Genomic DNA, 22,731 nt, shown 5'->3' on the forward strand with positions numbered 1-22,731 from the left:
GATACCAATGATTTTACCCATAATAATTTTTCCTTTGAATTCGCATTATTTATTCTAATGCAAAAAATTTAAATTTGATGTTGTTTAATAAGCGTAAACCTAATGTCTATTTACGTGGCTACGCTCATTCTCAATGAAATATGATGATCTATATTCGCGTTAATCAATAGGTGAGGGCTGTATTTTTATACTAAATACAATGCGTTATTATCACCGATCAGTAACGACAATATCTGTTATTGATTGATTAAAATCTTACGTGCTTGAACAGCTTCAGGAACTTCTCGAACAAGATCGATATGAAGCAATCCATTTTCCATGCTTGCTGCAGAAACGGTTACATAATCAGCAAGTTGAAATTTTCGTTCAAAGTTGCGCTCTGCAATGCCTTGATAAACGTAAGTTGGCTTTATTTCAGATGAAGTAATGTCACCTGACACAATCAGCATATGTTCGTTTTGAGAAATTGTTAACGAATCTTCAGAGAAACCAGCAACAGCCATAGTAATACGGTAGTTGTTCTCGTCTTTCTGTTCGATATTATAGGGTGGGTAACCATTTTGAGATGGTTTGTTAGCGCTGCTCTCAACAAGATTAAACAGGCGATCAAAACCAATGGCATGACGGTACAGGGGAGAGAAATCGATATTACGCATAATACTATCCTTTAAAATAAGCAATAGTTCTCGACGCACTAAGCGAGGAGAAAGAACTCATATTCAGAGCCAACATAGACTCATTAATGACATATGGTTCAGGATTAAATGTTAGAAACAACGCGACTATTCTTAAATAAGTAATCAGTAGAGCAGTTTCATTTTGATAACGTTCTGTTCCCTATAATAAGGCGAACCAGTTATCAATGAACTCCAAATGGCAATTCATGTAATCAATATATGCTTCCGAAACTTTGGTGTCAATACTTTGATTAGAAAATTTAATGATTATTTTTTTGGCTTGTATTTTTAATGCAGATATTCACTTTCAATGATGATTGATCTTTTAGGTGTTATAATCGAGAGATACTTTATTCTCTTCCATTAGTTGGAATGATATGTTCGATCAAATCAAAGCATTCATAAACCCAAGTAAAAATCCTGATTTAACTCAAGCTCACGAGTTTCAGCGCAAGCATTTACCTACCTTATGGCTACTCGGTAAAACAGGTGCAGGTAAATCTTCTTTCATTCAAACGTTAACAGGGCTTTCATCTGTGGAAGTGGGTAATGGCTTTGCTCCTTGCACCATGACTGCTGAGGCGTATGAGTTTCCGCAAGATAAGCCAATTATGCGTTTTTTAGATACCAGAGGGTTAGGTGAGGCCGATTACGATCCCAAGGGCGATCTTGAAGAAATCGGTCAATCAGGTCATGCGCTTGTTGTTGTCATGAAGGCCGATGAACCAGAACAATCTTCAGTCATAGCGGCACTAAAACAGATAAAGAAGAAAAATAAAATTAAGCATTTATTGCTGATTCATAGCGCGGTACTTCTTAGTGAAAAGGCAAATCGTGATCGCCAAACGACCTTTAACGAACAGCAAGTTAAAGAGGTATGGGGTAAAAATGTTGAGGCAATCTCGGTTGATTTTGAAACGAATGACGGCACAGTATATAACTATGATGAGTTAATAGAAAAACTCACTAAGATATTACCTGTTATCGGTATGATGGTAGATGATAAAGAGCACGCCACTGTAGAAGAAAAGAACTTTGATAAGGTAGAAAACGAAGTGCTTTGGTATTCAGGCAGTGCCGGCGCGAGTGATTTAATTCCTGGGGTAGGATTAGTCTCTGTTCCTGCCATTCAAGCAAAAATGTTACACAGCTTAGCCAATCAATACAGCGTTGAGTGGAACAAGAAAACCTTCAGCGAGTTGATAGGCACATTGGGCAGCAGTTTTGCGTTGCAATATGGAGTAAAGCTCGGTGCAAGGCAATTGATTAAATTTATCCCTGTTTATGGTCAAACTGTGGGTGCAGTTGCCGCTGCTGCAATGAGCTTTGGAACCACTTATGGATTAGGCAGAGCCGCTTGTTTCTACTTTTATCATAAGAGTAAAGGCGAAGAAGTATCAACTCAGGACATGCAAAATCTCTATAAAAATGCATTGAAAAAAGGTAAGGAAGCGTCAGGTTATGCACAAGATTAAACGCCTATATCGTCTATTATCGGATCTCTCTGGCGGACGCTGGGGGATAGTCATTATCTCCTCAGTGCTTCCTGTCATCATTATGATGGGTTTCGCTCTGTTTCTTGCAGTTAAATATGGCTACCTATTAGAGCTGTCTATTACCATTGCTATCAGTACGTTAGCGGTCAGTATTCCTCTATTTATTCTAAGCCGCACAGAAAACAAGCACGTTCAAGTGGCAGCATCAGAAACAGAAACAAAAATTGAGATTAAGGAGGGTCTGGTTAAAGCCTCTGAAGAGTGGTCTCATAATGAAGTCGCCATATGGAAGCAATCACAGCACTATTCACGAGAGTTACTCAAAGACAATGTTGAGTGGGGAAACCTTGATGAAATAGGGTTGGACGTTCTTGAATTTGTGGCAACAAAATTTGATAAAAAAGCGCTAGATTTCTCAATTCCTGAAGGATTAAAACTGTTTGAAGAGATCAGTCAGCGATACAAAGTCGTGGTGCAAGAACACATTCCCGGTATTGAGTATTTAAAACTCTCGTATATTAAAGCGGGATATGACGCTTACGATAAATATGGCGAGCTTGGTCAAAAGATAGTAAAAGCCGCGATCTGGGCGAATCATGCAAAAAATCTTTATTATAATCCGCTAAAAGTCATTTCTGATCTCAGTCGAGAGCAAGCTACCTCATCAATGACCAGAGGGGTGGTGTCTGATATGCAGCAAACCGCTAAAGAAGCGTTATTAGATGAAGTCGCTGCGGTTGCCATTGATTTATACAGTGGTCGATTTAGTTTGGAAGAGAGCGATTTACAAGCATCAAAGATTTCAAAACAAGATGAAAAGAGAGTCGCGACAGAGCTAGAGCCGATCCGCATTGTGATGGTCGGGCAAACAAGCTCAGGTAAATCATCGATTATTAATGCATTAAAAGAAGAATTTGTCGCAGAGGTGGATGTACTGCCATCTACCGATAACGTGACGGTTTATAGCGCACTGGTCAATGAAGCCGACGTGAATGTGGTTGATTTACAAGGACTAGACGGTAACGAAAAAACTGAAAAGCAGATGCTAAAAGAGATGACCCAAGCGGATTTAGTGTTGTGGGTCTTAAAAGCCAATCAATCGGCTCGTGATCTTGATAAGCAATTAAATGAAAAATTTGAGCGCTATTATGCCGATCCAAAAAATATCTCTCGTAAAAAACCAACCGTTATTTCAGTGGTAAACCAAGTCGATAGATTAAATCCGGCTTGGGAGTGGGAGCCACCTTACGATCTAGAACAGCCAACAGCAGCAAAAGCAAAAGTGATTAAACAAGCGATGGAATACAACAAAAAGCTGTTGTGTTCCGATCTTGTTTTACCGTTATCAATCTCAATAGATAAGACGCATTTTGGTGTTGAAGAGTTAAAACAGACGCTAGTAGATAAGATCACCGAGGCTTATAACGTACAGCGCAATCGCCAGCGCAAAGAAGCAATGGAGAGAGGTGCATCATTGAAAAAACAACTTGGACGTGCAGTAAATGTTGGTAAGAAAGTAGCACCAAGTGCCCTAAAAGCAGCAGCCCCAAAACTGGCTGAAATGGCAATAAAGAAAAAGATTAAGTAGGCTTATATTATAACTTGCCACCTTTAATAATAGAGGTGGCGAGTTATTTATCTTGGGCTAGTAATCACTATTTAGATAGACCGTTTTCCCATCTTTAATCGTTTCTAAAACAGCGATGTCTTTTATCTTCATTGGGTCAATCTCAAGTAGATTCTCATTTAAAACCACCAAGTCGGCACGTTTACCAATCTCAATTGAGCCTTTACTTTTCTCTTCAAAGTTTTGATATGCCGCATTAATGGTTATCGCTTCTAATGCTTGATATGGCGTGATTTTATGATGCTCGCCGAGTGTCTGGTTGCTTCGCGTTACACGGTTTATGGCACTCCACATATTAGTCATCATATCTGGAAATAATACTGGTGCATCCATATGAATCGTAAACATCAACTCATTTGAATTTGCCCAACCCATAGGCGAGATATTAGAGGCACGCCAAGGACCTAACACTGAATCACGATGCCAATCTCCCCAAAAGAAGGTGTGAGCTGGGAAGAAAGAAGGGATCATCTCATTCTTCTTTATGCGTTTTATTTGATCTAAACGTGCCGTTTGAGCGTGAATTACCACCGTTCGGCGATCTTCTTTACCATATTTAGCATCAGCAAGCTCAACCGCATTTAATAAAATATCTGCCGACGCATCACCGTTACTGTGACTAATAACCTGAGCATTCATTTGATATGCGGTATCTACCCATTGATTCATCTCCTCTTGGGTTAATACAGGGTAGCCATGATAATCATAAGCGTGGCTGTGTGGTGGCTCAAAATATGGCGTTGAGAGATACGCGGTTTTACCTTGCGGAGACCCATCACCCACCATTTTAACCCCAGCTAACGTTAAGCCATTAATGGATGATTTCATTGGCATTACTTTTACCGCTTCTTTTAAATCGACCCATTTCGCATAAGCAAGTAGATCTATTTTTAGCAAATCATTTTCTGCCATGGTTTTCATTGCATTAAGTGCAGGAAGCGTCGCTAAACCTTCTTGTGTGGTTGTAATGCCATAACCTGCGTATAAATCCTGAACCTTACCAAAACGACGAATCGCATCTTCTTGCGTCATTTTAGGTAGGTTTCCTAAAATCGGATAAATGGCAGATTCTTCTAATACACCAGTCAGCTCACCATTATCATCACGACGTAACACGCCGCCATCTGGGTTCGCGCTTTGTTTGCTAAATCCAATTAAGTCGAGGCCTTTACTATTACAGGTAGCAAGGTGTCCTGATATATGTATGGCACAGAAAGGGTACTCTTTACTGAACGTATCAAGGAACTGCTTAGTTGGGTGTTGCTTCTCTTTTAGCTCGGCATCATCATAACCAAAGGCCACATGAAGACTATTTTTATCAAGATTTGGGTGATTAAAATAGCCTGCCATTACTTGTTTAATATCATCAAACGAGTTCACATCCCCCATTGGTGAAGGGTAAAGAAACGGGCTTTCAATTAAAGGCAGATATTGAGCAAAATGGCCGTGACTGTCGATAAATCCCGGAGCAAGGGTTTTGCCTTTTAAATCTCTTATTTGGGTAGTGGTGCCTTTTTGTTTAAGGATCTCTTGGTTATTGCCTACCGCCACAATAATGCCATCTTTAATAGCGATAGCCTCTGCGCGATCAGATTCACCCGTCACCGTGATTACGTCACCATTGGTAAAAATCAGATCAGGTGAAGCTAACACAAAAGGTGAAACAAGAAAGCCTGCAAGTAAACTCAATGGGAACGTCTTCATAATGTCCTCTTTGTTTTTAATTATGAACTAAGTAGGATTTTGCCATGTAATACCAAAACAAATAAGTCACTTATGATAGGGTATACCTAACAAATTGGGTGGTATATAAAATCAAAGAAGGAATTGAATGCATACATTAGAGCAAGTGAGCGCTTTTGTTGCCGTATATGAACATGGCTCATACAGCAGCGCAGCAAGAGAGCTTAAAAAATCCCGAACCACAGTACGTGAACATGTGGTGGCGTATGAAGATCTGTTAGGGTATTCGCTGTTTGTGATAGAAGGCAGAAAAGCCATTCCCACAGAAAGGGCCGAGCATTTGTATCACCGTGCTAAGTTAGTTGAAAAACAAAATCGCTCTCTGTTTGTGCAAAGCCAAGCCTTGTATGAATCTAACGTCCATACCATTACGATTTACTATGATGTGATCACCCCGCTAAGTTTGATTACATACATAGAGAAACGAGTGATGGGTTACAACTCAGACATCATTATAAATTGGAAGCATCGCACTCGGCAGGAAGCAATGGATAAATTGCAAGAAGGTGAATGCGATATAGCCATCATGCCATATCGTGGGCAATTGTTTGCAGAGAAAGAAGTCACATGGAAGGCGATAAAACCGATCCAAGTTGGGTGCTATGCAGGCGTCAATTCACCTCTGGCATTAATTGATGATTTAAAGATCGAAAATTTAATGCTAGATACTCAATACGTCACAGAGAACTTCGTGACCTTAAAATTGAATTTAACCTCGATTCAAGTTTCGCCCAAAATGCACACCGTCAGTAATAACGATCTCCTATGTGAGTTAGTAAAACAGAGTGGCTGGACAATTATGCCAAGGCACTACATGACGTCATACGTAGAGCGAGGCGAGTTGGTTGAATTGAAGCTAAAAGAGTTAGGAAGTAATGTGTCGTTTGGCCTTAATGCCTTTTATTGTTACGGCAAAGCAGAGGTAGAAGTGTTTGGGCTTATTCTGGAATGGATTGAGGAGTGGGGTGGTTTTTGAGTGTTTTAAACTGAATTTGAGCCAAGTTTAGATTAAAGGGCGATGTTTGTTTATTTGTAATGAGAAAGCCAACGTGTTTGATATCGTCCGCCACAAGATCGGGAGCGTGATTAAGTAATTGCCCTCTAAAAACAGCTTGAAAATTGTGTAAGTGAAATGTCTTTGCCTGCTGTTTACCTTTGATGGTGGTGAAATCGTGTTTGTATTGAATACGCTCACCATTTTTCCATGTGGTAAGTCTTAATTGATAGGTATGCCCATCCCCCGTAAGTATCAGTTCTATTGTGTTTACCTCTTTAGATAGAGATTCAATAGAACGCTTGATAGAGCTGAAACCCCCATTGTTTTCTAATGATAATTCACCTTGAAATCGGCATGTTTTCCCATCGTAGTAAAGCTGGCCAATTGAAATTCCACCCATTACGTTGTCATTTGTGGCTAACCATTTTTGATGTTCATTGGGCTGTGTAAAATCAATCATTTCAAATTGTTGTTCACTCATCCTAACTTTCCTTAATACTATGATTTTCCGTGATCATTGCTAAACATTGGTTAGTGAAATCAGAGTAGTTTGATGCGCGGTCAAATTCGATTTTGAGAGAGCCATGAAACATCAGCGTGACGGTCACATCTTTATAGTCCAACCAACAGGTATATCCATCGTAATCGTGCCATGCGGATATGTCGTCTAATACATATCTATTATCCTGTAACTTTCCAGATGAACGAACGCAATCGAATACTCTAAGAAACTCTTTAGTGGTAAGTCTGTTATCCATGTGAAACTCCTGACTTGTCTACGGGAGAGAGTAGTTTTTATTATCTAGCTAACTACGACTGAGTGCCGTACCTAGATCACTCTGAACATAAACTGATTTGAAATAGATGATCTTTTTTGTGAACCACAAAGTGCTTTGCCGCGTAATTTCTCTGTAGGTTGCTAATGATTCGGTACTTAGTATCGAGCGTTCAATGACGCTATGGAGAGCAACATGAAAAAATCACAGTTGCCAGAAAAGATATGCGTTGTTTGTCAAAGAGCATTTAGTTGGCGAAAGAAATGGGAGCGAGACTGGCCTATGGTTAAATATTGCTCTAGGCGTTGCCGATCTTTACGACATCAAAGTGAATAATAAATTTGCAAACAATGCTTAAGATAAAGGATGATTATGAACGACACCGCTGACCGATTACGACTCATTTTAGGTGACCAATTAAATGCCAGTCATTCATGGTTTCAACACCGCGATCCACAAACGATTTACGTGATTGCAGAAATGCATCAAGAAACGGCCTATGTAAAACACCATGTTCAAAAAGTGTGTGCTTTTTTTGCTGCGATGACTCGGTTTGCAACTGCATTAGAAAGTGCAGGGCATCGAGTGATGCATTTAACCTTGGACGATACAGAGCCATTTGAAAAAATAGACGATCTATTAAATCACCTTATTACTAAACACCAAATTACCCATTTTGAGTATCAACTCCCTGACGAATACCGTTTACGTAACATGCTTGATAAATACTGTTTGTCGTTAGCCATATCTTCTCAAGCTTATGAAAGTGAACACTTCTTTCTCTCTGAAGCGAACATTGAAAAAGAGTTTAAGCCGAACCATCATCATCGTATGGAACCCTTTTATCGTAAAATGAGAAAGCGCTTTAATATTCTGATGGAAGAGGGGGAGCCCGTTGCAGGCAAGTGGAACTTTGATGGTGCAAATCAAAACAAATTAAAGCCGAGCGAGTTTGATAGTGTGCCCACGCCTTTATTATTCGCGAACGATGTCACTGATATTCTTGAGCGCTTAGAACGTCATAATGTAACTATGATAGGCCAAGCGGATAATCACCTACTATGGCCTGTAAATCGGCAGCAGGCGAGTGAGTTATTAGTGTTTTTCTGTCGCTATTGCTTACCGTTGTTTGGGAAGTTTCAAGATGCAATGACATGTAAACTTGATGATTTACTCAGACAAAAACAATGGAGTTTGTTTCATAGCCGTTTATCCTTTGCTCTTAATGCAAAAATACTCAGTCCTATGCAAGTGATTGATACTGCTATTACGGAGTTTAATCAACGCCCAGATGCTATAGACATTGCTCAGATAGAAGGTTTTGTTCGTCAAATTCTAGGGTGGAGAGAGTTTGTACGTGGGATCTACTGGCGCAATATGCCTGATTATCAAAACCTAAATACACTTGAAGCGTCATTATCATTACCAAGTTGGTTTTGGACAGGGAAAACAAAAATGAATTGTATGCATCATGCAATACAACAGTCTCTTGATTTCGCCTACGCACACCATATTCAACGTTTAATGATCACGGGTAACTTTTGTCTATTAACCGGTATTAGACCTGACGAAGTCGATGAGTGGTATTTAGGGATTTATATCGACGCAATCGAGTGGGTTGAAATGCCAAATACCCGAGGCATGAGCCAGTTTGCAGATGGTGGCATTGTTGCCTCTAAGGCTTATGCTGCCAGTGGTAACTACGTGAATAAAATGAGTGATTATTGCTCTGATTGTCACTATAACGTGAAGCAAATAACTGAACCAAAAGCATGCCCATTAAATGCGCTGTATTGGCATTTTATGCATACACACATTGAGCAGTTTAATAATAATCCACGCACCAGAATGGTCTATGCAAATTGGAAGAAAAAATCAGCAGAGCAGCAGCAAGTTATCTTAGAGAGAGCGGAGCAGTTGCTGTTGAATATTGTGGGGCTGTAGGTTTTTTGATAAATATATAGTTATGTATATCGTTTCTCCTTAAAAAGATCGTTAGCATCAATCTTAATAATATTATTTTCAAATCTCGATTGGATATTATTTTTATATCATTGTACTGTTTTTATAAACAGTGCTATTTTATCCCTTGTTTTTAGTTTTTAAATACTAAACAAGTTACTAATGCGATGTGTACAGTGACTCTAGTCACATATATGGTTATAAACTGTAACCCTCTATTATATAAGGATTAACTGATACTCACAGAGCGCGTATGATGCGGATTATTTATACGTGATAGGTGCTCAAGATATGATTCATACTGATATTGGCCTGTTAGATGGTGACAGATGGGAAAGGTTAATCCAGTCGGTTTTTAAAAAAAGATATGACACTTATCAAGACATGGTTGCTTCTCCCGGTGATTTAGGAATTGAAGGTTTCGTTCTTGACGAAGGAATAATGATTCAATGTTACTGCCCTGATGAAGAGTATAATGCTGGCATTTTGCATGAAAAACAACGGGATAAGATAACGACTGATATAGGTAAGCTTGCTAAAAACGAAGACGACCTAATAAAGCATATCGGAGACTGCAAAATATCTAAGTGGTTATTTATTACACCTCGTATTGGGAAGCATGATATTCATGCGCATGCGAGAAAGAAAGAAGCAGAAGTTAAGGCTCAAGGATTAGCATTTATTGCTGATGATTTCCAAATACTAGTTAAAGATTTGGATTACTTCATTCAAGACATCAGGCAACAGCAGATTGTAAATGGTACGCAATTATGTTTCACGAGTGCTAATGGTCAAGTGATTTCAGAGCCAGAATTAACAACTGAATATGATGACAATATTAATGAAAAAAACCAAATTCGTAGCATTGTAAAAGATATTTATAAGCCCAATGTTCATGAGCGTTTTAACGAAAATACGAAAAAGCAATATCTTGAAGGGTATGACATTTTAAGGCGTATTTTTAATCAATCTCCAGAACTATATGAACGTATAGCTAAGCTTTTAAACAATTTTGAGGATGAGGTAGAGGAAGTGTCGATGACATGGGAGGGGAACCCTCAAAAATTGATCTCGTTAGTTGAAGGAAAACTAATTGATCGATTTGAAAAGGAGCCATATATCTCAACAATCGAGCATGAAGATTTAGTATCGATAACTAAACATATGATAGCTAGATGGATAGCGGAATGTCCCATGAGGATTGAGTCGTGAGTAAACTAATATTTAACCGTAAAAAAGCTTCGGTTATCCCTGAATTGAGGCCAATGTTTAAAATTGGCAAGTTGCTCCTTATTTTGAAACTTTGTTGTAGTGGAGGTAAAGCTAGCTTATTAAAATTACATTTATTTAATTGGGCGATGCTTGAACCTCAGCGAATGAAGGCATTGCAGCTTTCTGCTGAAAAGAAAGAGTTGGTATTAGGTGTATGGGGGATCGACCCCTCGTTAAATATGGCTTTGAGTTATGCGACGTCTGAAGGTTTGCTTGCGAGAACAAGTAATGGAGCATATCAGTTAACTACAAAGTCTGAAAACTTTATATCAGGAACTAAGCTAATTGAACTCTTTGATTCAGAAGCTAATGAATTGAAAATAATTGCAAAAAAAATTACTGAAGCAATGGTAACTAAAGCAGCGAAAAGGTGGGTAGATGAAGTTTAATCAATTATTTGTAAAGTTATCCGCAACAGACAACAAGGATTATGGATATATAATTCCATTTAGCTCCGGATTAAATATTATTCGAGGTGATAACTCCTCAGGAAAAAGTACTTTCGTAAACTCTTTAATTTACGCTCTTGGTATGGAAGAAATTATAGGTTCTAAGGGAAGTGCTGCATTACCATATGCATTAAAAGATAGATTTGATTTAGATGGTGTAGAGAAACGAGTTGTGAGTTCTACGGTTTATTTAGAATTAGAGAATAAATATGGACAGACGATAACTCTGAAGCGTGCTATAAAATCGGAAACTATCGACAGCAAGCTAATTCAAATTATTGAAGGTGCATACTTGACCAATCAATCATTATCGAGCTTGCGAAGTCAGTATACTTTTTTACATGATCCTGGCTCAGCTCAAGATGAGAATCGAGGTTTCTTCGCATATTTAGAGAGGTTTTTGGGTATAGAACTTCCTAATTTGTCGGATAATAAAGGCAAAGAAACAAAGTTGTATTTACAGTCTGTTTTTTCTGCTTTGCTTATTGAGCAGAAAAGAGGTTGGACTGATTATATTGCCAATATTCCATATTATGGTGTGAGTGGTATGAGAGAGAAAGTTGCTAGTTTTTTACTCGATCTTGATAGCTTCAGGAATACCAAAAAACTCAATGAACTACAATCTCAAAGGGCGAAAGTGATCAGTGAGTGGTCTGAATCAGCCACAGAAATTAAAGTATCGGTAGAGAATGAATATTTATCTGTATCGGGAGTAAGTAAAACACCATCAGTTGATTTTGACCCGAAATTAGTAACAATAGGTGAACGAATAGGTTTAGAGGTGAGATCTTTTGAACAGATTAAATCTGAACTCAATAAAGAAATGTATGAAGTAGTTCAAAATGAAAAGGCACAGCTTTCAGGTGATTCACCAGACTTAGTAATTAAAATTGAATCAGTTCAAAATAGGATTGATGAACTCTTACTCATGCAGAGTATGTGTGGGAGCCAAATAAAGATTAATGAGTCTCAACTTGGTCAATATGTAGAAAGCTTAGAGAGTATTGAAAAAGATTTGAAGGGCAATAAACTCACTAGGAAGCTAATCAAGTTTGGTGTTGACGAAGCAGATCTGGATTTGGCTAAGGGTAAGTGTCATACCTGTCTAAATCCTATTGATGATATTTTGATTTCTCCAAATAGTATTGCAATGCCTATGTCACTTGAAGAAAATATCATTCACTTAGATAATCAGAAGAAGATGACCAAATCGCTAATTGATGGCCTTCAAAAAACAATTGAGCGCGATAAAGGTCAACTTTTGATAATAAATCGTGAGATTATTGAGTTTAGGAAAGAACTTATTTCATTGAAACGAGATATTAAATCAACAAACAGCATCAAAGAAGCAGATATTAGAAAGAAAATTGTTATAGAAAACCGTCAAGTAGGTCTGAAAAATCTTGAAGAAAAAGTGGAAGGGTATATCACAACATTAGTTATTTTAGCTAGACGGTATAAGACATTAAATGGTGATATTGCACGCTTGTCTAAACATAGTTTTACAGGGCATGATTGGGAGAAGATAAGCACTTTTTCTGCAGAGTTTAAGTTATTAGCTTCGAAATTTGGTTACCGTAGTGCTGAAGTTGATGAGATAGAGGTGAAGGCTGGAACGCTTCTTCCTTACCTTAGTGATATAGAACTCAGAGAGCAGGTGGATACACCCACAGAGCTTCAGCAAAAACAAAGTTCAAGTATAACAGATATTAAGTCAGATTCATCAGCTAGTGATTTTGTAAGGCTTATTTGGTCTTATTTAATTGCATTATATAAAGTATCTGCATCTCAAGGGGGAAATCACCCAGGGTTAATACTGTTCGATGAGCCAGCTCAGCACTCAATGAGTACAAAGAGTGTGAATCAAATGCTCGATACTTTAGCAAATAGTCGTGGTTTACAAAGTATTGTTGCAGCATCATTTGATGAAAATGAAGATACCTTCAATTCTTCAGTAGCAGGATTAAACGAAAATAGCTTTAATCTGATTCGTCTCCCTAGAAAAGTAATCAGAAGGCTGGAAACCAGAGTAGCGGGTGACTAATTCTTTATTAGATAAAGTAAGAAAGGAATTGATATGGTGCTTTTTCTATAATTCAAACCCATGGAAAGAGCCTAGGATATTAAGTTATTTGTAGATACTAAATTAACGAAATCTTTGACTCGAATTTGTCCAAAAAAAGTCACCTAACTAGAAAAATGGATGCCGACAATACCTGCATCCATTTTTTAATCACTCAAATTATAATTCTTTGTTTAAGCGGATCTTATTTACCATTCTCAATGCATTACTGAAGATGCTGTCAGAGATACTTTTTGGAAAATCGCTTGGTAATTCTGCTTCTAATTCCTTAATGGCCTTAGGCATATCAACCGCAAATTCTTTCATTATCTCCTCCATTCTTGCAGTATCAAACCCAACTGCTTTAGCCGTATCAATAAAATGACGTGTGTATATTTTATCAATAGGGTATTTCTTTCCTTTCGATGCTGTTAGTCCCATTGCCAGTTTTAATGAGCGGATATTCATCCCTTTACCACCTAAGATTGGGTAGGCGGATAAAATGTCATAAAAGGGCGTAAGGTGATAACTGCCTTGTGCATTAATAAAAATGGAGAAGTTTTTTGCGTGTCCATCTGTTGCACCAATTAACCATTGAAATACCTGAAATCGTATAAAAGCATCACGATCTTTTAATGATTGGCTTGAGCCCATTAGAAGATCCATAATGATTTTTATACTTGGGCCTCCATCTGCTTCATATTTGATTGATGATGGCAATCCAAATGCTTGGCACATATCTTCTTGCGGTAATCTTAATAGCTTGGTGTTATTTTTAATCCATCGTCTATCAAATCGTTCTACAGCAATGGCTTTTATTCCATCACTATGAATTATTTCAACATTAGGTACATTGAATCCTAACTTCTTCGCTAATTGGATGCACAGGTATTCATTTTCTACACTATCACTCATATCGAGAGTAGCATTAGGTTGTTGAATTTTACCTATGGGTAATTTGATTATATGTGTTGTTGGCGTTGATGCTTTCGGTATACACCATTGATCATTTATTTTGAGTAACGCTGTTTTTTCTTGTGCTCCGGCAACCGAAATTCGAAAGTCTGATTCATCTTCTAACATTCCTAATGGGATATTGGACTGATAGGCTGAGAGTACTTGTTTGAGCCGTGCTGGAGTTAAAACTTCATAATCCAGTTGTTTGGTATTTGGTTCTTCATCGTTAGTTAATAAAGAAATTGCACCGACGCTGTCTTTGCCAACTTCATGAAGTAAATCGAACGTTTGACGAGATTTAGCTTGGTATCTGGCAACGATGCGATCTCTGACTTCTGATAAATCAGGTAATAGGTTGTCGAAGTAATTAATAACGCAATCACTGGTTATCTTTGGATACTGTAGGGGGAGGGATAATGAAAGAGGTCTTCCTACCGTGCTTTCAATCCATGATTTATCGTATTGAAACTGATGTGCACCGTTACTGAGTTTAGTAAATTCTCCAACACGCTCACCATTCATGTATGCAATTAATACAGCCATTACCATGCCTCATCGTCTAGATTGTCTTCGTGACTTGTTGGAGTTTGCTCTTGAATAATGCAATGAACTTCTAATGCATGAAGGATCTTAAAGAGTGTCTGTAACTGAGTGGTTTCAGGATGATTCTCAAAGCTAGATAGGGTGGATTGTTTTACGCCAACTTTTTTAGCAAGCTCTGTTTGAGTCAAATTGTGTTTGGTTCTAATAAGCTTTAAGTGGTTAGCTAATTGTTTTGGATTATAAATCATCATACACCCCATCATATTATGTGATATCCCCGATAGAGGATAATTAATAATATATCCCCTATCGGGGATAAGTCAATGTATATCCCCGATCGAGGATAAAGTAGGTGTTATCCCTTGTCGGGGATAAAGTGATAGTCAAAAACGAATTACAAAAAATGGATGCAGCCAAAACTACATCCATTTTATTAATTACTCAAAGCTACAAATAATGTTTTAGCTCTTATCTAAAAATATGTCTCTTTAATTGTTAAGTATTTAGTCTTCTAGATAATCATCATTATTAGGGTTATGAGCATCAGCCCAGTCATCCATATCACTATCATTATTTGGATTGTTGATATCAGACCATAAATCTAGTTCATCTTGTGACATATCACTTGAATCAGGCATATTATTTTTTTCCTTGATTAGGATTTAATTGTTTGCCGCGATTACCTTGGTTTTGGTCATATTGTCGGTTAGTTCCATTACTACCTTTATTGGAATTTTGTTGGTTTGCTGAATTACTTGCTGGTGTAATTTTCTTACTCATTATCAATATCCTTACTTAGTAACTAGATTTCCGGATTTGGTTTATAATTCGCTCAAATCCTTGTCTAGTTGTAATTGTCTTAGGGTGAAATCCATCAGGAGCAACATGCCAAATAAACCTAAATCCTTTACCTAACTTGAATCTAATATAAGTAGGGCAAGATTGGATCTTTCTTCCTCCTAGTGCTGAATATAAAGTACCTTCTTTGAGTTTTTTCTCAATGTCGAAAGCTTTCTTTGTATAGCATCTAGGAAGCCTAGATTGAAATGTATCAATAAGGTGTTTAGTTGAAGTCATTCTTTCTCTCCTTGATGAACTGTTATCAAGGATGAATGAGTGCACTGCACTCGCAACAACTAATTTAATAAATCATCTAATAAATTATCGAACTCAATAGCTTCATTGTATTGTTGTTTTATATGGGTTTGATATGCGATCAATGTGGGATCATTACTCGTTAACAAAGAGGAACTTGCATAAGCTTTTTCTAGGTCATTATTGAAAAAATGCGTCATCATGGATTCAGCTTGTGTCAGAAGGGCGCTTTGAGCAAGTAATGTTTGCATTACATTGGTTATACCATTTAGAGAAAGCTGAGGTAATTCTTTAAAAGGATTTGGAAGTTTTTCACTGCACAGGTCAAATTCTTTTGATCTGAGCTTGGTTATTAATGTTGTGAGTTCTTTTGATTGAACTTCTATAGCAAGAATTGACTGACGGCCATTTACAACGAGATCTAAAAACTCAGCTGATTCTTTTCGTTTTTCCTGAGAAATAAAGATATCTTTGATACGTTTTGTATCGGCAAAGAAACCTTGTAATAAAACAGCATTGTGGAACTTAATTAAATTATCGCTTGAAATTAGTATATGGCTTTTATTTGAATTTATAGCCATCTGTTCTCTTTTAATTTTTAGAAAATTTTTACTTCTAACAAGAGGGTATACTAGATCTTTAAATGATTTATTCTCAGATAAGTTTATTTTAAATAACTGTAAAATGGCATCGGGTGTAGATATGTAGTATTCATTAGATTTCACACGATAGCTCCAATAACTTATTTTCAGATAAAGGTGGATTTTTTAATGACTCTCGAGCAATAAGTTTAGCTCTCTCATACCAATCAGAACGACAGCCATAAGAAGTAGATCTTTCATACTGTTCAATTACCCCTAGGCAATACCCTGCGCGTAAACTTTCAGAAAGTGATGTAGTTTGTGCTGCGAATAGATTTGTTGAGTTTTTTGAATCATAAATATTTATCAGTTCAACACAACTATTGATTAAGGAAAGTTTTTTAGCATTAGATGTTGTAGATAAACAGGTAAGTACAAAAGCTATAAGTAAATATTTTTTATTGAACATTTTTAACCTCGGATTCTATTTTTATTTCTTCAGATTTTGTTGTGTTTAGTGGTTTTATTTCTGTTTTTATAATTAATGTTCTACTTGGAACTGATATATATAAGCTTAATAGTATTGAACTTAAAGATATGATTTGTAGAAGATGTTGTTCTTGTAAACTTATAATCTCAAAATTTTCAATAGGAGAACTGTCACTTAAAACAACGCATACTAAAGCAATAATAATAAATCTTCCATGCCATAGGAAAGGAGAAATAACTAGATTCCACCAGTGTAATGATGTTTGCTTTGAGTATGCCCAATAACGTTTAAATAAGATTAGAAAAGAGATGAAAAATATTATTTCAATTGTTGATATATCTGCTGATCCATCTTGATACTCAACGATATTTGAAAATTGAAAGTAGAGCACCGCTATGCTAATACTTATTTGAAATGAAAAAATTAATGTTCTTAGAATGAATGCTAATATGAGACTAAATATCCAATCAGTTTGTTGTAGATATCGTCCTAATGAGAGTGTAATTTGTTTCAATGTTGAGGTGTTTTCAGTTGTGGGGTATTTTGTCATGAAATATTACTTAATTTTTTGATGTGGAAGTTTTCGTTATCGTAAAGCAAAAAATAATAAAAATAATGATCTAGTTCACATATTTAATTTAATAGCAGTCTTGTGAATTCTTAACTATTTTATCAATAATTATATCTATGATGTTTAGTAACATCAGTTTTATAAGGTTTAGGTAAATAATTCAAAAATATGTATGAATGAGCCAGTAGGCCTTAAACTAGGTAACCTACTGGCAGTTAGTTGTACTTACCTTAAATAACGTTTCTCTAAGTGCGCTTTAAAGAAACTCGCATTTAGCACATCACCCGTTGCTTGCTTCACTAAATCATCGGTTGAGAATAGTGATGCCTTACTCCAGATATTGTCTGATAACCAAGTAAAAATAGGGCTTAAATCACCGCTTAATGTCGCTTTCTCTACATCTACGGTTTGTTTCATTGCTGCCATAAACTGTGCTGCGTACATGGCGCCTAATGTGTAACTTGGGAAGTAACCAAAGCTGCCATCTGTCCAGTGAATGTCTTGCATACAACCGTTTTTGTAATTGCCCTTGGTGGTTAAACCTAGGTACTGCTGCATTTTAGCATCCCACAGTTCAGGGATATCTTTATAGCTGATGTTACCGTTCATTAAATCACGCTCGATTTCATAACGTAAAATAACGTGAGCAGGGTATGTCGCTTCATCGGCATCGACACGGATAAAATCTGGGTTTACGCGGGTGTAGATCTTTTGTAGGTTATCGGTCTCAAAGATTTTTTGATCTGCGTTGACAAAGTTCTTTTGCACTAATGGCGAGAGCTGAGAGATAAACTCAGCACTGCGACCTAATTGCATCTCAAAAAACAGGCTTTGGGATTCATGAATTCCCATTGAACGAGCTTGTCCTACTGGCAGACCTGCAAATTCTTTTGGTAATCCTTGCTCGTAACGTGCGTGACCTGTTTCGTGCACAGTTCCCATTAATGATTGCACAAAATCGTTTTCATCATAACGCGTAGTGATACGAACATCTGTCGGTACGCCGCCACAGAAAGGGTGCATGCTGACATCAAGACGACCGTGATTAAAATCGAAGTTTAAAAACTTCATCACATCCAAACTCAGTTGGCGTTGTTGCTCTGTTGGGTAATTGCCCTCAGGTAAATAGATTGCTTCTGTTGCTTGTTTCTCTTGAATGTTTTGAATGAGCGTTGGTAGCCATGATTTTACGTCGTTAAACACCACATCCAGTTTTTCAGTGGTGGTTCCCGGTTCGTATAGATCAAGCATGGCATCGTAAGGGGTTAGGCCTGTGATCTCTGCGCGAATTTGTGCTTCTTCTTGAGATAGGGCAACCACTTCTGCAAAGTTTTTGCTGAAACCTTCCCAGTCGTTTTCGCTACGTTGTGAGCGCCATGCATGCTCACACTTAGAGCCTGCAAGAGATTGCGCTTCTACTAAGCTTTCAGGCAGAGCCGTGGTTTGTTGCCATTGTGATTTCATTTCACGAAGGCTTGCTTGTTCATTAGTAGATAAAGATTCTGATCCTGCTTTATCAAACCATTCTGCTAGCTGTGGGGCATTACCAAGTTGATGCAAATGAACTGACAGCTCAGCCATGGCTTCAGATCTTGCTTCATTACCACCCGATGGCATTACGGCCGCTTGATCCCAACCACAGATAGCGGAAAGATGCTCAAAACGAGAGATTTTTAAATGGTGTTGAACGAGTTTTTGGTAATGGCTCATAGATATACCTTCATTTTAATTATTCTAACGTTTAATGATTGTAACTCTATGTTTATCACTAGGTAAAATATTTACACTAATCAATGACATTAAACAGGTAAAAAATACCCCGCATTTATCGAGGCATCAATTATCACAAACAGTGATAATGAGTTAACTGATTTTTACTGGCCAACCATAAGATATGTATTCTTCAGCCAATTTTTCAGCAATGTCGCGAGAAACGGTTGCTGAAATCCAGTGACCAACCCCCATTACTTGATATTCAAATTTTACGTGCTTCATTACTTATCTCTCCCCCCTGAATTAATGTGTGCATTTTATCGGTCTTCGTACCAAATAACTTTCGTATTAAGGTCAAATAGATCTCTATATGACACATTTTATATAAATTTGATCAATCAATAACAAGCGATAAGGGGGGATTAAGTCAGTTCTCGTAAAAGTATTTTACTTATTTGGACGGTTATTTGAATTGCACTCTTATTTTGGCTTCCGTATCCTATTTTTAAGAAATAATTGATTCATTTATTAATAGAGTGCCTATGAAAGGTACTCTCAATTAAAATAAGATGTGGTGTAATATGTCTTCCTCGTTAAAATTTATTAGCTTCAAATTTATAAACTTCTTCTTTTTACTTGTGCTTGTTTCATTGCCTGTTTTGGTTATTCGTTATGATGTTTTAGTACTACAAAATGCGATATCAGAGCAGTCAGCAACAGAGTATGTCGAGCAGCTTCTATTGCTTGCGAGCATCTTATCTTTTACTTATATTGGCTGGGATAATGCGCAGTATCGTCGTGCTAACTTTTTAATTGCTGCTTTCTTTTCTTGTATGCTAATCCGTGAACTTGACGCCTTTTTTGATCACCTTGTTTATCACGGATTCTGGGCAGTACCTGCTATTACTGTTGCTCTGATTACTATTGGTTACGCATTAACAGATCGTAATAATGTGCTATTGGGTTTGGCTAAAATGATGAAGCAATCTCACTTTCCTGTGTTGTGTTTAGGATTAGCTATTTTACTCGTATTCTCACGCTTGTTTGGAATGGGAGATATGTGGCAGCAAGTGATGGGCGATGGTTATTTAAGAGTAGTGAAAAATATGGTTGAAGAGGGCACTGAGCTGCTTGGATATACTGTTATTTTTTACGCATCAATTAATTATGTGTTCTCTTATATCCGAATTCCAAAGCGCCAGAGAGAGACCAAATTAACCATGCTTAATTGTTAATATTGTATTGCTGCTTATTCTTCAATATATTGATGGAAAGAAGCGATATTTAAAGGCTCGCTAAGATTAAAAATGGATATTTTATGATAATGGATTTTTGGGCGTTTTTTATTGCTATATTGCTGCTAACAATGACACCTGGTTTGGATACGGCGTTGGTTATTCGTAATACAACACGTGGTGGTTGGAAAGATGGCATAACTTGTAGTCTCGGTATTTGCTGTGGGTTGTTTGTCCATGCAACTATGTCGGCGGTTGGTTTGTCTGTAGTCTTGGTGAGTTCGGCTGAATTGTTTACCGTAGTGAAAACCATAGGTGCGATTTATCTTATCTGGCTTGGTGTACAATCCATAAGAAGTACTTTTAGTCACTCACAATCCATAGACGTGAATAGCAATAAGAACGTTGAAGCTCGGTCTTTAAAAGTATCATTTAAAGAGGGCTTTTTATCCAATATATTAAACCCGAAAACAGCGGTTTTTTATTTGGCGTTATTGCCACAATTTATTAACCCGGAATACAATGCGTTTGCTCAATCATTATTGATGGCGGGCATTCATTTTGTGATAGCGATGATATGGCAGGGCGGTATTGCGCTACTGGTTGAAAAAGCCAAAGAGTTAATGTCTAGCGAGAAAGTAACAAAACGTATAGAAAGAGTGACTGGAGCCGTATTGGTTTTATTAGGTGCGAACTTATTGGTTTCAAAATAAAACTCAGGTTAAATAAGAATGCTATACATGGATGTTGTTGATTTCATGAATAGCATTCTTTTTTTGTTAACTCTCTTTTGAGCGAGCAGAATCTATCACGTTAGTGATTTCTTCAGCTATCGTATTTTCTTCGTTTGGTTTTTTATCTTTCTGAGCAAAGTGTACGTGTATATCTTGCTGCGCAAAAGGGATAGAAATGCCTTCTTTATCAAAGCGTAGTTTTACCTCGCGGGTAATATCCCAATATACATCCCAATAATCGTCGGTTTTCACCCATGGGCGAACAATAAAGTCGACGGATGAAGCGCCAAGTGTATTAACTCGAATATTCGGCTCTGGTTTTTTTAATGTGGCAGGGTGGGCATCCACTATTTCCGCAAGAATTTTCTCTGCGTGCTCGATACTGTCGTCATAGCCAATACCAAACACCATATCGACACGACGTAACCGTTCATGAGTGACGTTTTTAATTACATCGCCCCAAATTTTACTGTTGGGTAAAATAATGATTTGGTTATCAAAGGTTTTGATCGTGGTGTTAACAAGGCTCATGGAACTTACCTTGCCAGATACACCGCCAGCCTCAACAAAATCCCCGACATCGAATGGACGATAGATAAGTAACATCATGCCTGACGCAAAGTTGGATAAGGTGTCTTGCAGTGCAAAACCAATAATAATACCAGCAACACCAAAGCCTGTAAGAATGGGGGCGAGATCTAAACCAACTTTTGAGAACGCAATTAAAATACCAATAAAGTAAATCAGTTTACTCGACATGGAGACAAAAAAGTCCTGCATTAATTTGCTCATTCGTAAATGCGGTTGTACCACGGCTTTTAGAACAACACTGCTGACGAACCGAGCAACCATACGAGCTGCAAGTAAAATTAATACAAAGACCAGAAATTTTAATAGCTGATCAGGAGCGTGCTTTAGAAGCCAATCAGTACCTGATGAAATCCAATTACTTAAGATTGCAGCAATAACAGGAAAGTTGAGTATGTCTTCTGTTAAATTTCCGGTAGTAAAAAACAGCTGGCGTTTATAATCGGTGGTATTGATGTTTAACTGATCAGCAATAGCGATGAGTTGTCTTAGGCTATTCGTTGAGTTTGTGACTTTGCGCTGAAAAATCAGATGTTCTAAGGTGAGAGAGGTTTTTTCTGAATCAGAAGATCGTTGAAGTTGCTCTGAAAGTAATTGCTCTCGACTGTTATCAAAGCTTAAAGAGGCTGAAAGGAATTTGATTTTTTGATCGATAAACAGCGTAAATTCAGTCAATTTGTTATCTTCAGGACTACCAAGTTGTGCGAGCCATTGATAGTTTTCGAGTTGATCGTTTAAAGCGAAGTAATAATAGTCTTTTGATTCTTTTAAGGTGTTTTGTAGTGTAAGTTTTTGCTCAATCGTCGCTTTATCTAGCTTTTCTTTTTTTTCTTTAATGCTTTTATCAAGATAGGCGATAGAACGATTGGCATAAGCGACTTGATTTTTTACTTCAGTAACCAGTAGAGGAGTGGTTGTTTCATCGTGACGTTTAATTAAATCAGCTAAAACGGCTCTTAGTTGGTTATTTTTACCAAGTTGCTGAACACGAATAACAGCAAGTTCACTTCCTTTAAATGAGGCGGCTTCTTGTTTTAGTCGAGCAACTTCATTGTTTATTTTATCTAAATCAGCCAGGTTTTGAGCTTCATTTGCAAATGTAATAGTGCTGAAAAGTAAAAAGAATCCAATAAGATAGTGCATAGTGCCTCTACTGATGTTGA

General features: G+C 37.4%; 25 protein-coding genes. 10 read left to right on the top strand and 15 right to left on the bottom strand.

Annotated elements, in window-relative coordinates; translation table 11 throughout:
• Positions 1-236 precede the first annotated feature (236 nt).
• A complete protein-coding gene (locus PVK62_RS01735) occupies positions 237-656 on the bottom strand; it encodes an Hsp20 family protein (protein WP_274445409.1) in 420 nt (139 codons plus the stop codon).
• Positions 657-1,054: 398 nt separating this feature from the next.
• Between PVK62_RS01735 and PVK62_RS01740 the strand changes: the two genes are divergently transcribed.
• A complete protein-coding gene (locus PVK62_RS01740; protein WP_274445408.1) occupies positions 1,055-2,152 on the top strand; it encodes a YcjF family protein in 1,098 nt (365 codons plus the stop codon).
• Complete coding sequence (locus PVK62_RS01745) at positions 2,139-3,761, top strand: GTPase family protein (RefSeq protein ID WP_274445407.1); 1,623 nt, start codon at positions 2,139-2,141, stop codon at positions 3,759-3,761. The genes PVK62_RS01740 and PVK62_RS01745 overlap by 14 nt, the downstream gene beginning before the upstream one ends.
• A gap of 57 nt (positions 3,762-3,818) precedes the next feature.
• Here the strand turns inward: PVK62_RS01745 and PVK62_RS01750 are convergent, their stop codons facing one another.
• The gene (locus PVK62_RS01750; protein WP_274445406.1) at positions 3,819-5,504 is read right to left on the bottom strand and encodes an amidohydrolase; all 1,686 of its coding nucleotides are present in this window, start codon (positions 5,502-5,504) and stop codon (positions 3,819-3,821) included.
• A 127-nt stretch (positions 5,505-5,631) separates the two neighbouring features.
• Between PVK62_RS01750 and PVK62_RS01755 the strand changes: the two genes are divergently transcribed.
• Complete coding sequence (locus tag PVK62_RS01755; RefSeq protein WP_274445405.1) at positions 5,632-6,519, top strand: LysR family transcriptional regulator; 888 nt, start codon at positions 5,632-5,634, stop codon at positions 6,517-6,519.
• On the opposite strand, the gene PVK62_RS01760 is transcribed toward PVK62_RS01755, so the two are convergent.
• The gene (locus tag PVK62_RS01760) at positions 6,482-7,021 is read right to left on the bottom strand and encodes a CIA30 family protein (protein WP_274445404.1); all 540 of its coding nucleotides are present in this window, start codon (positions 7,019-7,021) and stop codon (positions 6,482-6,484) included. The genes PVK62_RS01755 and PVK62_RS01760 overlap by 38 nt on opposite strands.
• Before the next feature lies 1 nt (position 7,022).
• On the bottom strand, positions 7,023-7,298 hold the full coding sequence (locus tag PVK62_RS01765; RefSeq protein WP_274445403.1) for a DUF3081 domain-containing protein: 276 nt from the start codon (positions 7,296-7,298) through the stop codon (positions 7,023-7,025).
• Between the two features lie 213 nt (positions 7,299-7,511).
• Between PVK62_RS01765 and PVK62_RS01770 the strand changes: the two genes are divergently transcribed.
• The 5 genes from PVK62_RS01770 to PVK62_RS01790 all read left to right on the top strand — a co-directional run bounded on the left by PVK62_RS01770 (position 7,512) and on the right by PVK62_RS01790 (position 13,043).
• The gene (locus PVK62_RS01770; RefSeq protein ID WP_338000112.1) at positions 7,512-7,652 is read left to right on the top strand and encodes a DUF2256 domain-containing protein; all 141 of its coding nucleotides are present in this window, start codon (positions 7,512-7,514) and stop codon (positions 7,650-7,652) included.
• Positions 7,653-7,688: 36 nt separating this feature from the next.
• On the top strand, positions 7,689-9,260 hold the full coding sequence (locus PVK62_RS01775; protein WP_274445401.1) for a cryptochrome/photolyase family protein: 1,572 nt from the start codon (positions 7,689-7,691) through the stop codon (positions 9,258-9,260).
• Between the two features lie 309 nt (positions 9,261-9,569).
• Entirely contained in the window at positions 9,570-10,490 is a 921-nt protein-coding gene (locus PVK62_RS01780) for a hypothetical protein (RefSeq protein WP_130049318.1), read from the top strand.
• Complete coding sequence (locus PVK62_RS01785) at positions 10,487-10,939, top strand: hypothetical protein (RefSeq protein WP_130049317.1); 453 nt, start codon at positions 10,487-10,489, stop codon at positions 10,937-10,939. The genes PVK62_RS01780 and PVK62_RS01785 overlap by 4 nt, the downstream gene beginning before the upstream one ends.
• Entirely contained in the window at positions 10,929-13,043 is a 2,115-nt protein-coding gene (locus PVK62_RS01790; RefSeq protein WP_274445400.1) for a hypothetical protein, read from the top strand. The genes PVK62_RS01785 and PVK62_RS01790 overlap by 11 nt, the downstream gene beginning before the upstream one ends.
• A 198-nt stretch (positions 13,044-13,241) precedes the next feature.
• On the opposite strand, the gene PVK62_RS01795 is transcribed toward PVK62_RS01790, so the two are convergent.
• From PVK62_RS01795 to PVK62_RS01840, 10 genes are all read right to left on the bottom strand, one after another.
• Entirely contained in the window at positions 13,242-14,561 is a 1,320-nt protein-coding gene (locus PVK62_RS01795) for a type II toxin-antitoxin system HipA family toxin (RefSeq protein WP_274445399.1), read from the bottom strand.
• On the bottom strand, positions 14,561-14,824 hold the full coding sequence (gene hipB, locus PVK62_RS01800) for a type II toxin-antitoxin system antitoxin HipB (RefSeq protein ID WP_065641284.1): 264 nt from the start codon (positions 14,822-14,824) through the stop codon (positions 14,561-14,563). Before hipB ends, PVK62_RS01795 begins: the two co-directional genes overlap by 1 nt.
• Before the next feature lie 240 nt (positions 14,825-15,064).
• The gene (locus tag PVK62_RS01805) at positions 15,065-15,199 is read right to left on the bottom strand and encodes a hypothetical protein (protein ID WP_274445398.1); all 135 of its coding nucleotides are present in this window, start codon (positions 15,197-15,199) and stop codon (positions 15,065-15,067) included.
• Position 15,200: 1 nt separating this feature from the next.
• Positions 15,201-15,341, bottom strand: coding sequence for a hypothetical protein (locus PVK62_RS01810; RefSeq protein ID WP_274445397.1), 141 nt, complete (start codon positions 15,339-15,341; stop codon positions 15,201-15,203).
• A gap of 15 nt (positions 15,342-15,356) precedes the next feature.
• Positions 15,357-15,638 (bottom strand): hypothetical protein, encoded by a 282-nt coding sequence (locus PVK62_RS01815; protein WP_274445396.1) that lies wholly within the window; start codon positions 15,636-15,638, stop codon positions 15,357-15,359.
• A 59-nt stretch (positions 15,639-15,697) separates the two neighbouring features.
• Positions 15,698-16,381, bottom strand: a complete 684-nt coding sequence (locus PVK62_RS01820; protein WP_274445395.1) for a hypothetical protein — start codon at positions 16,379-16,381, stop codon at positions 15,698-15,700.
• Positions 16,371-16,706 carry a hypothetical protein gene (locus PVK62_RS01825; RefSeq protein WP_061028762.1) on the bottom strand — a complete coding sequence of 112 codons (336 nt, stop codon included), beginning with the start codon at positions 16,704-16,706 and terminating at the stop codon, positions 16,371-16,373. The genes PVK62_RS01820 and PVK62_RS01825 overlap by 11 nt, the downstream gene beginning before the upstream one ends.
• Positions 16,696-17,277: a hypothetical protein gene (locus PVK62_RS01830; protein WP_274445394.1), complete on the bottom strand. Its 582-nt coding sequence runs from the start codon at positions 17,275-17,277 to the stop codon at positions 16,696-16,698. Before PVK62_RS01830 ends, PVK62_RS01825 begins: the two co-directional genes overlap by 11 nt.
• A 246-nt stretch (positions 17,278-17,523) precedes the next feature.
• Entirely contained in the window at positions 17,524-19,008 is a 1,485-nt protein-coding gene (locus tag PVK62_RS01835; RefSeq protein WP_274449330.1) for a carboxypeptidase M32, read from the bottom strand.
• 153 nt (positions 19,009-19,161) lie between these two features.
• On the bottom strand, positions 19,162-19,293 hold the full coding sequence (locus tag PVK62_RS01840; RefSeq protein ID WP_274443259.1) for a hypothetical protein: 132 nt from the start codon (positions 19,291-19,293) through the stop codon (positions 19,162-19,164).
• Positions 19,294-19,592: 299 nt separating this feature from the next.
• On the opposite strand from PVK62_RS01840, the gene PVK62_RS01845 reads away from it, so the two are divergent.
• Together PVK62_RS01845 and PVK62_RS01850 are read left to right on the top strand one after the other, a co-directional pair.
• Positions 19,593-20,246 carry a hypothetical protein gene (locus tag PVK62_RS01845; protein WP_274443258.1) on the top strand — a complete coding sequence of 218 codons (654 nt, stop codon included), beginning with the start codon at positions 19,593-19,595 and terminating at the stop codon, positions 20,244-20,246.
• 83 nt (positions 20,247-20,329) lie between these two features.
• Positions 20,330-20,959, top strand: a complete 630-nt coding sequence (locus PVK62_RS01850) for a LysE family translocator (RefSeq protein ID WP_274443257.1) — start codon at positions 20,330-20,332, stop codon at positions 20,957-20,959.
• Positions 20,960-21,025: 66 nt separating this feature from the next.
• On the opposite strand, the gene PVK62_RS01855 is transcribed toward PVK62_RS01850, so the two are convergent.
• Positions 21,026-22,711 carry a mechanosensitive ion channel family protein gene (locus tag PVK62_RS01855; protein ID WP_274443256.1) on the bottom strand — a complete coding sequence of 562 codons (1,686 nt, stop codon included), beginning with the start codon at positions 22,709-22,711 and terminating at the stop codon, positions 21,026-21,028.
• Positions 22,712-22,731 lie beyond the last annotated feature (20 nt).

Origin of the sequence: Aliivibrio sp. S3MY1, assembly GCF_028765575.1 — a bacterium.
In the GTDB taxonomy this organism is placed as follows: Bacteria; Pseudomonadota; Gammaproteobacteria; order Enterobacterales; family Vibrionaceae; genus Aliivibrio.